General features: G+C 51.2%; 8 protein-coding genes. 6 read left to right on the top strand and 2 right to left on the bottom strand.

Annotated elements, in window-relative coordinates; genetic code table 11:
- Positions 1 to 47: 47 nt before the first annotated feature.
- Positions 48 to 2,396 (bottom strand): LPS-assembly protein LptD, encoded by a 2,349-nt coding sequence (locus tag H8L47_RS05570; protein ID WP_186952232.1) that lies wholly within the window; start codon positions 2,394 to 2,396, stop codon positions 48 to 50.
- Positions 2,397 to 2,528: 132 nt separating this feature from the next.
- Between H8L47_RS05570 and H8L47_RS05565 the strand changes: the two genes are divergently transcribed.
- From H8L47_RS05565 to H8L47_RS05550, 4 genes are read left to right on the top strand one after another with little or no spacing between them, the layout of a single operon-like run.
- On the top strand, positions 2,529 to 3,593 hold the full coding sequence (locus H8L47_RS05565) for an aminoglycoside phosphotransferase family protein (protein ID WP_186952231.1): 1,065 nt from the start codon (positions 2,529 to 2,531) through the stop codon (positions 3,591 to 3,593).
- 9 nt (positions 3,594 to 3,602) lie between these two features.
- Entirely contained in the window at positions 3,603 to 4,316 is a 714-nt protein-coding gene (gene murU, locus H8L47_RS05560) for an N-acetylmuramate alpha-1-phosphate uridylyltransferase MurU (protein ID WP_186952230.1), read from the top strand.
- 2 nt (positions 4,317 to 4,318) lie between these two features.
- On the top strand, positions 4,319 to 5,677 hold the full coding sequence (pepP, locus tag H8L47_RS05555) for a Xaa-Pro aminopeptidase (RefSeq protein WP_186952229.1): 1,359 nt from the start codon (positions 4,319 to 4,321) through the stop codon (positions 5,675 to 5,677).
- 10 nt (positions 5,678 to 5,687) lie between these two features.
- Positions 5,688 to 6,869, top strand: coding sequence for an FAD-dependent monooxygenase (locus H8L47_RS05550; RefSeq protein WP_186952228.1), 1,182 nt, complete (start codon positions 5,688 to 5,690; stop codon positions 6,867 to 6,869).
- A gap of 39 nt (positions 6,870 to 6,908) precedes the next feature.
- On the opposite strand, the gene H8L47_RS05545 is transcribed toward H8L47_RS05550, so the two are convergent.
- A complete protein-coding gene (locus H8L47_RS05545; RefSeq protein WP_230413648.1) occupies positions 6,909 to 8,213 on the bottom strand; it encodes an MFS transporter in 1,305 nt (434 codons plus the stop codon).
- A 204-nt stretch (positions 8,214 to 8,417) separates the two neighbouring features.
- Between H8L47_RS05545 and cyoA the strand changes: the two genes are divergently transcribed.
- Positions 8,418 to 9,482 carry a ubiquinol oxidase subunit II gene (gene cyoA / locus H8L47_RS05540; protein ID WP_186952226.1) on the top strand — a complete coding sequence of 355 codons (1,065 nt, stop codon included), beginning with the start codon at positions 8,418 to 8,420 and terminating at the stop codon, positions 9,480 to 9,482.
- Entirely contained in the window at positions 9,482 to 11,488 is a 2,007-nt protein-coding gene (cyoB, locus tag H8L47_RS05535; RefSeq protein ID WP_186952225.1) for a cytochrome o ubiquinol oxidase subunit I, read from the top strand. Before cyoA ends, cyoB begins: the two co-directional genes overlap by 1 nt.
- Positions 11,489 to 11,513: the final 25 nt, after the last annotated feature.

The following is an 11,513-nucleotide window of genomic DNA, read 5'->3' as shown; positions in this document are numbered from 1 at the left end:
AACATGGCTATTGTTAATACAGCAAATTATTTTTCACCAGCAACGAGCTAACGCTCGTTACCAGACTGGTAGCCTGAAATATTTTTCCTCAAGGCATCCAGTGGGTTTGCACCGAAGCCCAGTCTGGCCAAGCCATTCAATTCCAGTTGTACCGAGAAACCGGATGTATTACTGATACTGGTGGTGGCAAAACGTTGCGCGAGAAAGCGCAAGGACCAGCAATCGGCCTTGTATTCAAAGCCAAGCAAACCATCCACCATTTTTTTATCCATCATGGAGTAATTGCTTCTGCCCACCATATACCAGCGGTCTGCCATCGGCCATTGTGCTGACACATCGATTTGTTCCAGACTATTGCGCTGGTAACGATATTCCAGATTCAAGACTTTTTTCGGTGCTGGCTGCCAGTGTATGCCGTAGTTGGCACGTACGGACTGCCTGTCTGTCTGGCTGAGTTGCAAGGCCATCTCCCCACTCAGCGTAGAGGAAAGTTTGCCCGTCGCCGCCAATAACAAGTCAGAACGGCTATTGCTGGCGGTATTATCAAGCGTCACTTTTTGCGTATTGAAATAGAAACGCTGACCAATCGCCAGTTTCAGGCTTTCATCACCATTGCCTTCGATAAAACGTGAAATCAAGGCGGCAGTTATCTGGTTTGAATCCCCTATCCTGTCCTGGCCGGTAAAGCGGTTTTCACTAAAAATCTGGGCAAAGTTAAAGTCAGCCACCGCACTATCAAAATTCGGCATGCGCGACTGATCACGGTAAGGTGTATTCACATAGAACAGTCTAGGTTCCAGGGTTTGCGTCAATTCCTTGTTGAACATCGTCGTCTTGCGCTCGAATACCAGACCACTATCGACTGAGAATGTCGGCACTACCCGGTGAAAATCCGTTTCCTTGCCAGGTCCGGGGTTCACCAGATGATAATTGGTAGCATGTAAAGACACTTTAGGAATAACAAAAGCGCCCGCCTGCACCAGAGGCAAAGAAACCTGGGGATTAAAGACCATACGATCACCACGCACCAGGGTAGGATGCCAGAAACGTGTCAGTATGCTATCCAGTGACCAGTCCACTCCGCCGACATCATGCTGCTCTGCATGCAATTGCAATTGCGGCAAACGGTCGTAAGGACGGGCAATTGGCGCAGCCAGATCTTGCAAGACCTGATAATTCGACGTTCTCAGGCCCAGGTTCCAGAACGAGCCATAATAAGTCAGACTGGCTTCACGCAATAGCAAGCGTTGGGCAGTCTTGGTGATGGTGCGCGAAAAATCGGCGGGATAATCATCATCCGAAGCGGAATTGATATTCCAGGACAAGACCATCTGTGGCAAAAGTTGCTGTTGATGTATCGAAGCCACCGCATAGCGGTTGCTATTGCTTACCCTGTCGTTCCACAAGCCTTCTACACTGGTTTCACCTGAGTAGGTCTCACCCAGATAACGCCCTTCCAAACCCAGTTGCAGGCCGCGTCTGGCGATCATTTTGGGGTAAACCGTCAAGTCACGGTTAGGGGCAATATTAAAATAGTACGGTAAGGTCAGCTCTGGCCCACCTTTGGATGAAGCGCCCAAGATCGGCGGCAAAAAACCGGAGTGACGAGCACCCGACAACGGAAATGTCAGCGAAGGTGTTGCAAGGATGGGTACACCCTTGAAATACAAGACAGACTTACCTGCCACGCCGCGGTCCAGCCCGGTGTCCAGGTTCAGGGTGTCGGATTCCAGATACCAGTCCGGGTTCAAGCCTTCACAGGTGCTATAGGTGCCGCGTGTAATGATGGAACGCTCTTCATCCTGAAAATCAATGCGGGCAGCATGGCCCTGGGCATTATTGCGCAAGAGTTTATAGACAGGATTGCTGACATACCCGGCGCTGGCATCGAGTTGCATACGCAGGGCATCACCGGTATAGCAATCGCCATAGCGTTGCATGCGTATCTTGCCACTGGCGTCGACTTCATCTTCCAGGTTGCGGTACGTGGCTTCGTCTGCATTGATGCGGGTGCCGCCTTTGACAACCTCGACATTATGTTCGAACTTGATATAGCGCTCAGGCCTGCCTGTGAATTTCTCAGCCGTGATAGTGACTGGCGCATTCTTGTCGTCCTGCTTTTGCTTTTCGCTCAGCTTTTCCAGTTGCTTCTGGCTGAGCGCAGCCTCTTTAGCTTCTTTGCCCTCTTTGGGTTCTTGAGTCGATTTGTCATCTGGCAGTTGTTTTAGCTGAGTTTGTACCTGATTGTCATCTGGCGCATCGCTGGTAACAGTCTGGGCCATCGCCTGAGAAAAGTAGGCAGGCACCAAAACCGACACCAGAATCGCCGGGATAGTAGGAAACAACAGCGGTGAGTGAGATAATACGGGTTTCCTGCGCATGAATTCAGTGGTCATTAAGCGTTTTGCCAACAATGCTGGACGATATCATACAGACAATATGCCAGAAATCAGTCGCCTATTATAGGTTAAATGCTGGCAAAACCACTTGAAGTATGCAGACAAACTAACTTTCATTAAAATTTATACATGTCTTCTACAGCAATCCCAGGAAATTCTGCAGCATCTGCAGCGATCTCCCCCGAAAAAGAACAACGCAAACAGTCGCTACAAATCTGGCTTGCTGGCTTAACCGGCCACTCCCTGAAGCATGACAGCATGCGTACTGCCTCTGCCGACGCCAGCTTTCGCCAATATTACAGAATTGACACTGAAGACGGTAACAGCCTCATTGCCGTTGATGCGCCACCCGCGACAGAGAATAGCGCTGCCTTTATCAAGATGGCAAACTTATTGAAAAGTATCAATCTGACTGTACCCGAAGTACTGGCACACGATCTTGAGCAGGGTTTCATGCTGGTGACCGATCTGGGCATGAATACTTATGGCCAGATCTTGAATAGTGATAATTCACACAAACTGTATATGGATGCCATAGACAGCCTGATCTTGCTACAAGCGCAAAGCCAGGCCGATGTCTTGCCGGAATACGATAGAGCCTTCCTGCAACGTGAATTGAATATCTTCATGGAATGGTATATCGGCCAACACCTGGGTGTAACCCTGACGGATGCCCAGGAGGCCACACTAAACAAAGTATTTGACCATTTGCTAGCAAGTGCACTGGCACAGCCGCAAGTGTATGTGCACCGCGATTATCATTCACGCAACCTGATGTGGATGGACAAGGGCAATCCTGGCATCATCGATTTCCAGGATGCCGTGTATGGCCCCATTACCTATGACCTGGTGTCGTTGTTGCGCGACGCTTATGTGCAATGGGATGAAGAAATCGTCCTTGACTGGGCCATACGTTACTGGGAAAAAGCCAGACGCGCAGGCCTGCCGGTAGCTCCGGACATCGATAGCTTTTACCGCGATTTTGAATGGATGGGCTTGCAGCGTCATCTCAAAATCCTCGGCATCTTCGCGCGTCTGTCGCATCGTGATGGCAAGCATCATTACATCGCCGATATCCCGACCGTCATGGAATATGTGCGCAAAACTTCACATCGCTACAAGGAACTGATCCCACTATTGCGCCTGCTGGACGAGTTGCAAGACAATGCGCCGCAAGTTGGCTATACCTTCTAAGGCTGGGTCATGAAAGCCATGTTACTTGCCGCCGGGCGCGGCGAACGTATGCGTCCCCTGACTGATGCCTGTCCCAAGCCTTTACTCAAAGTACGCGGCAGGCCGCTGATCGTCTGGCATATCCTGAACCTGGTCAAGGCTGGTATCACTGAGATGGTCATCAATCATGCCCACCTTGGTCATATGATAGAAGATGCTCTGGGTGACGGTTCACGCTTTGGCGCAAAGATACAATATTCAGCCGAAGAACAGGCGCTGGAAACTGCCGGTGGCATCGCCAAAGCCCTGCACTTGCTGGGCGATGATCCATTCATTGTCGTGTCTGGTGACATCTATATTCCCCACTTCAATTTTGCTGAATGCCTCAATACCCTGGAAGAAAATGATCCCTGGGGTAATCCGCATGCAGAACATGAGCGCGATATTGCCTGGTTGTATATGGTGAAGAACCCCAGCTTTCATCCGACGGGTGATTTTGCCCTGACACTCATGGGCCTGTCGAATGAAGGCACACCACGCCACACCTTTGGCAATATCGGCGTGTATCGTCCGGAAATGTTTTCCTCCATACGCCCAGGTGATCACGCAAAGCTTGGGCCCTTGCTGCGTGAATACATAGATGCAGGCCGGGTCGGTGGCGAACTGTACCGTGGCGAATGGCATAATCTGGGCACACCTGATCAAATTGAAGCGCTGAACGCGCCATTGAACTTCAAAGGATAAGCATGAGCATCAACACCACCAACTATTTTGCGCGCCGCCAGCAATTGATGGCGCAGATGCAGGCACGAGGTGGTGGTGTAGCTGTCATACCAACGGCGCGCGAATGGATACGCAATAGTGACAATCACTTCCCCTTCCGTCACGACAGTTATTTTTACTATTTATCTGGGTTCAACGAGCCTGAAGCGGTGATCGTGCTGGTCACCACTGAGGACAAACAAGAGTCGATTCTGTTTTGCCGCGAAAAAAATCCTGAGCGTGAAATCTGGGATGGCTTTCGTTTTGGCCCAGAGGCAGCCGCCCAAGAATTTGCTTTTGATGCGGCCTACCCTATCGCCAGCCTGGCAGAAAAATTGCCTGAATTGCTCAGTGATGCACGCACATTGTTTTACAGCGCCGCACAGGAACCGCATATCGACAGCCAGGTACAACAAAGCCTGCAAGCCGTGCGCGATAAGGGCCGCAGTGGCATCAAGGCACCTTCCATTAGCGTGGATGTGCGCGAGCTGATCGATGAAATGCGCCTGTTCAAGGATGCAACAGAAATCGCCCTGATGCAGCGTGCCGCCAGCATTTCTGCTGCAGCTCATACACGCGCCATGCGCAGTACCAAGCCGGGCAAATTTGAATATGAGCTGGAGGCTGAGCTGCTATATGAATTCCGTCGCAATGGCGCGCAGGCACCAGCCTATGGTTCCATCGTCGCCACAGGTGCCAATGCCTGTATACTGCATTACCAGAGCAATCACGCACAGATCAAGGATGGTGACCTGGTGTTGATCGATGCTGGTTGTGAATTCGATAGTTACGCCTCAGACATCACTCGCACTTTCCCCGCCAATGGCAAGTTCAGCCCTGCGCAAAAACGCCTGTATGAAATCGTACTGGCATCACAGCAAGCAGCACTGGAATGCGCGCGCCCTGGTTCTGTGTATATGGACGGTCACAATGCTGCGGTACGCGTGCTGGCCCAAGGTATGCTTGATACCGGTTTGCTGGATAGAAACAAGGTCGGCAGTCTTGATGATGCTATCGCCAACGCGGTTTTCCGCCAGTTCTATATGCATGGCACTGGCCACTGGCTGGGGCTGGATGTACATGATGTTGGTGACTATAGAGCGTCCACGGTAGCTGAAAAAACTGAAGATACCCGGCCATATCGCCAACTGCAACCAGGCATGGTCATCACCATAGAACCGGGCATCTATGTTCGCCCTGCTGAAAATGTGCCGCAGGAATACTGGAACATAGGCATACGCATAGAAGATGATATCCTGATCACAGCAGATGGTCATGTGAACCTCAGCCGCGATACACCAAAAACTGTAGCAGAGATAGAAACAGAAATGGCCAAGCCTTAGGGCGCAAAAGATGACTCACACTATCAATGATGTCGATATCGCGATTTGTGGCGCAGGCCCGGTAGGCCAGGTGCTGGCTTTATTGCTGTATCAGCAGGGTTATGCGGCTGAACGCATTGCACTCTACGATGCCAAGACCGCTGAGCAGGCAGAACAGGATGCCCGTTCCATCGCTATTTCTTATGGCAGCAGGCAAATCCTGCAAGCCGCTGGTACATGGCCAGTCAAGTCAACTGCCATCCAGGAAATCCATGTTTCACGCCGTGGCCATTTTGGCCGCAGCCTGATGCGGGCTGCAGACTATGCCGTACCTGACCTGGGTTATGTCGCACGCTATGGCGATATCATAAAGCCACTTCAAGCAGCCATCAGCCGCAGTGGAGTACATATTCAAAGGCCAATGAACGTCACCGCCCTGGAAGAGGCCGACGACCATGTGCGCCTCACTTTATGTAAAGCGGGGACGGAAGAAATCAGCCACATCAGTGCCAGCATCGTCATACAGGCAGAGGGTGGCACTTTTGGTGATCAGGAACAGCGTAGCCAGCGTCATGATTACCAGCAGACTGCCATCATCGCCCATGTGAATACGGATGCCCAGATAGCCGGACGCGCCTTTGAGCGTTTCACAGAGCAAGGTCCGCTGGCTCTGTTACCGCAAGAAGATGGCTATGCCCTGGTCTGGTGTGTGCGTCCTGAACAGGCTGACCACTTGCTGGCAATGGACGATCTTCAATTCAGGCTGGCCTTGCAAACTGCCTTTGGCCATCGCCTCGGCAATTTCATCAAGGCCTCGGCTCGTGTATCTTATCCGCTAGGCTTGAACGCACAGGCACACGCCACTACCCGCACTGTCTCCATCGGCAACGCCGCGCAAACCCTGCACCCGGTAGCAGGACAAGGTTTGAACCTCGGCTTGCGTGACTGCATGGTATTGGCACGTACGCTGACACGGCATTTGCATGATACTGCCAGCCGCGATACAGCCGCTGCCCTGCAAGCCTACTTAGTGGAGCGCCAGGCCGACAGGAAACTGACCATCCGCATTACAGACAGCATGGCCCGCGTATTTGCCAGCAGCCCTGACGGTTCTTTCAGCCAGGCATTGCTGGGGCTGGGATTGGGTGCGCTCGACATGGTGAAGCCAGCAAAACGTATGCTGGCAGAACAGATGATGTTTGGCTGGCGCTGAGCGCACACTACGGTGCGCTCAATCATCCACTAGTATCCACTAGTTTTTGATCTCCAGAGCACGATTCAAGCTCAGCGCTGCTACCGAACATGCAGCGCCGGACAACAGGTAAAGACTGACATACTCCAGCCCGAAATGAGCAGACAAGCCCAGCGCAACCAGAGGGGCAAAGCCTGCTCCGACCAGCCATGCCAGGTCAGAAGTCAAGGCAGCACCTGTATAACGGTATTTGGGAGCAAAGTTAGAGGTCACAGCACCCGATGCCTGCCCATAGGACAGTCCCAGTACGGCAAAGCCCAGCAGAATAAAGAGATCCTGCCCAAACTCACTGCCGCCCAGCAAGGCTGGCACAAAGCCACTCAGCACGGCAATCATCAACGCCAGCGCAAATAACATTTTGCGACGGCCTATGCGGTCAGCAACCAGACCGGAAATAATGATCCCCACGATCATGAAGACAGCGCCAAACATTTGTATTTCCAGGAATTCGCTGAGAGAACGTTTGGAATAAAGCGTAATCCATGACAATGGGAACACCGTAACCAGATGGAACAGTGCGTAACTGGCCAAAGCCGCCAGCGCACCGATGAGCAGGTTGCGGCCCTGGGAACGGGTCATCTCGACGATATTGGTCGGCTCCAGTTCACGCTCATCGAGCAAATGCTTGTATTCATTGGTAGAAACCAGGCGCAAACGGGCGAACAAGGCAACCACGTTGATCGCAAACGCGACGTAGAAGGGATAACGCCATCCCCACTCCAGAAAGTCTTCAGTCGACAAATTGGCGAGCATGTAGGCAAACAAGCCAGCCGCGATCATAAAGCCTACTGGAGCACCCAACTGACCCAGCATGGCATACCAGCCGCGCTTGTTTTCCGGCGCATTTAAAGCCAATAAAGAAGGCAAACCATCCCAGGAACCACCCAGCGCAACGCCCTGCCCTATACGCAGCAAGGACAGTAACACAATAGAAGTTGCACCCAGATGCGAATAGGTTGGCAGGAATGCAATGCCAGCGGTAGAGGCGCCCAATAAAACCAGGGCTATGGTGAGCTTGGCTTCACGTCCCAGTCGCTTCTGGATTTCCATAAAGGCCACTGTGCCGAACGGGCGCGCCAAAAAAGCAAATGAAAAGATGACGAAAGCATACAGAGTGCCTTCCAGTCTTTGTTCAAATGGAAAGAAAACCTGGGGGAAGACCAGCACCGAAGCGAGTGCATAGACAAAGAAATCAAAATATTCCGAGGCTCTGCCGATGACGACGCCGATGGCGATTTCGCCTGGAGCAATAGAAGAATGGTCGGAATGATGGTCTTTCATATCCCTGCTTCCAGAAGCTGTCATATGGCTGGGGGGTAGTTCATTTTCATGGGTGCTGATGCTGGCCATAATCGTCCCTCAATTTGTCTCTAAAAATTATAGTCTGGCTCCCGTGCGATGTTCCAATTTTAATGCTTATTTGAAAACTAGGACAAAACGTCCAATCGCCAAGGCCTTTTTGTAAGGGTACATTAGCACAAATTTCTACAATCATTGACCTATCTCAATATGATTCCCTTATTTGCACGACGCGGATTTGCTGTTTTTTCTGCAATTTTGTTGGCGGGCTGCAACACGGTGGTAATGAATCCATCAGGTGATATCGCCGCTCAACAAAGCCATCTGATCTGGGTGTCTACCCTATTGATGTTACTGATCATTGTGCCAGTGATCTTTTTGACCATCTTGTTTGCCTGGCGTTACAGACAAAACAACACTTCGGCAAAGTACGAACCAGACTGGGATCATTCCACCCAGCTTGAACTGGTGATCTGGGGTGCGCCACTGCTGATTATCATCGCCCTAGGCATGATCACCTGGATCAGCACGCATACCCTTGACCCCTATCGCAATCTATCGCGCCTGGACGAAAATCGCCCGATTCCCGCCGATACAAAGGTATTGCATGTCGAAGTGGTAGCGCTGGACTGGAAATGGTTGTTCATCTACCCCGACCTTGGCATTGCCACAGTTAATGAACTCGCAGCGCCTGTAGACGTACCTGTACGCTTCAAGATTACTGCATCGAATGTCATGAACTCCTTCTTCATCCCGGCACTGGCAGGCCAGATCTATGCCATGCCTGGCATGCAGACGACGCTCAACGCGGTGATCAACAAACCGGGCGAGTTTGACGGTTTTTCAGCAAACTACAGCGGCGCAGGCTTCTCCGACATGCGCTTCAAGTTTCATGGCATGACTGCCCAGGATTTTGAACAATGGGTGCAGGCTGCCAAAACCAAGACGCAAACGCTGGACCGTGCGACTTATCTGAAACTGGAAAAGCCAAGCGAACGCGAACCAGTACGCCATTACGCCAGTGTCGATGCAGATTTGTATCATGCCATCCTTAACCGTTGCGTCAGTGCCGGTGAAGTCTGCATGGACAAAATGATGATGAGTGATGCCAAGGCAAATGCCAGAGCCTATGCCGCATCTGATGCAAAAATGGATTTCAGCAATTTGTTTACGCAACGCCTGGAACAGGATAACGCCGCACGCAATGCCCGATTGTTAGCAAGTTTAGAAGCTGACCTCTGCAAAGCAACCCCTCTTATCATCGGAAATAAATGATGCAAGACCATATCGATTTGACGAAGTTGATCTTCGGCCGTCTCTCCTGGGATGCAATTCCCCTTCATGATCCTATCCTGCTGGCAACCTTTATTGCCGTCGCTATCGGTGGCATCGCCATTCTTGCAGCACTGACACATTTCCGTCTTTGGGGTATGTTGTGGCGCGACTGGATTACCAGTATCGACCATAAAAAGATAGGCATCATGTACGTGATTTTTGCCTTGGTGATGCTGTTGCGCGGTTTTGCTGATGCCATCATGATGCGCATACAGCAAGCAGTGGCCTTTGGTGACTCTGCAGGTTTCTTGCCGCCCCATCACTATGACCAGATCTTTACCGCGCATGGCGTGATCATGATCTTCTTTGTAGCGATGCCGCTGGTGACAGGTTTGATGAACTACGTAGTGCCGTTGCAAATCGGTGCACGTGACGTCGCTTTTCCTTTCCTGAATAACTTCAGTTTCTGGATGACTGCCTTTGGCGGCGGCCTGGTCATGGCCTCGCTGTTCGTAGGTGAGTTTGCCCGGACTGGATGGCTGGCCTACCCGCCCTTGTCCGGCATCCTGTCCAGCCCGGACGTTGGCGTCGATTACTATATCTGGTCGCTACAGATCGCTGGTGTAGGCACTCTGCTCTCGGGGATCAACCTGATCGCCACCATCATTAAAATGCGTGCCCCTGGCATGACGATGATGAAGATGCCAGTGTTTACCTGGACTGCACTGTGCACCAATATTTTGATCGTGGCAGCCTTTCCTGTCCTGACTGCAGTATTGGGCATGTTGTCACTCGACCGTATGTTCGGCACCAATTTCTTCACCAATGATCTGGGTGGAAATTCCATGATGTATGTGAACTTGATCTGGATCTGGGGTCACCCAGAGGTCTACATCCTGGTCTTGCCTGCGTTTGGTGTATTCTCTGAAATCGTCTCGACATTCTGTAGCAAACGTTTGTTTGGCTACACTTCCATGGTGTATGCAACCGTGGTGATCACGATTCTGTCATACCTGGTATGGTTGCATCACTTCTTCACCATGGGATCTGGCGCGAGTGTCAATTCCTTCTTCGGCATCACGACCATGATTATCTCGATTCCTACCGGAGCGAAGATATTCAACTGGCTGTTCACGATGTACCGTGGTCGTATCCGTTTTGAATTGCCGATGTTGTGGACCATAGGCTTCATGATCACTTTCGTTATTGGTGGCATGACAGGGGTGTTGCTGGCAGTACCACCTGCTGACTTCGTTTTGCATAACAGCCTGTTCCTGATTGCCCACTTCCATAACGTCATTATCGGTGGCGTGCTGTTCGGTATGTTCGCTGGTATTAACTACTGGTTCCCAAAAGCTTTTGGTTACAAACTCGATGATTTCTGGGGAAAATGCTGCTTCTGGTTCTGGACTATCGGTTTCTATTTCGCCTTCATGCCTTTATATGTACTTGGCCTGATGGGAGTGACAAGACGTTTGAGCCATTTTGAAGATCAATCCCTGCAAATATGGTTCCAGATTGCGGCTTTCGGTGCCTTCCTGATTGCTCTGGGTATCGCGTCCTTTATCATCCAGTTGTATGTCAGCTTCAAGCGCCGTCACTTGCTGCGCGACTTTACAGGTGATCCATGGGGTGGACGTACGCTGGAATGGTCAACCTCGTCACCTCCTGCCGCCTATAACTTTGCCTTCACACCAAAAGTGTATGACAACGATGCATGGGCAGATATGAAGAGCAATCAATACAGCAGACCTACGGATGGTTTTGTACCTATACACATGCCCAAGAATACAGGTGCAGGCTTCATCATCGCCTTGCTGAGTGCGGTATGTGGTTTTGCCTTGATCTGGCAAATGTGGGTACCGGCAGTACTGGGCTTCGTTGTCATGATGGCAGCCATCATCGTCCATACCTTCAATTACAAACGCGATTACTATATTCCTGTTGCCGATGTCATACGCACAGAAGGCGAACGTACACGTTTATTAGGTGCCGCCCATGTCTGATACTGCAACTTTTCCAAACGAGGGT

The organism is Undibacterium umbellatum, assembly GCF_014284125.1.
GTDB lineage: Bacteria > Pseudomonadota > Gammaproteobacteria > Burkholderiales > Burkholderiaceae_D > Undibacterium > Undibacterium umbellatum.
This window is presented reverse-complemented; position numbering and strand designations above follow the sequence as displayed.

Coding starts and splice junctions, on each gene's coding strand:
- pepP (WP_186952229.1), top strand. CDS start 4,319: ATGAGCATCAACACCACCAACTATTTTGCGCGCCGCCAGCAATTGATG.
- murU (WP_186952230.1), top strand. CDS start 3,603: ATGAAAGCCATGTTACTTGCCGCCGGGCGCGGCGAACGTATGCGTCCC.
- cyoB (WP_186952225.1), top strand. CDS start 9,482: ATGCAAGACCATATCGATTTGACGAAGTTGATCTTCGGCCGTCTCTCC.
- H8L47_RS05565 (WP_186952231.1), top strand. CDS start 2,529: ATGTCTTCTACAGCAATCCCAGGAAATTCTGCAGCATCTGCAGCGATC.
- cyoA (WP_186952226.1), top strand. CDS start 8,418: ATGATTCCCTTATTTGCACGACGCGGATTTGCTGTTTTTTCTGCAATT.
- H8L47_RS05545 (WP_230413648.1), bottom strand. CDS start 8,213: ATGACAGCTTCTGGAAGCAGGGATATGAAAGACCATCATTCCGACCAT.
- H8L47_RS05550 (WP_186952228.1), top strand. CDS start 5,688: ATGACTCACACTATCAATGATGTCGATATCGCGATTTGTGGCGCAGGC.
- H8L47_RS05570 (WP_186952232.1), bottom strand. CDS start 2,396: ATGACCACTGAATTCATGCGCAGGAAACCCGTATTATCTCACTCACCG.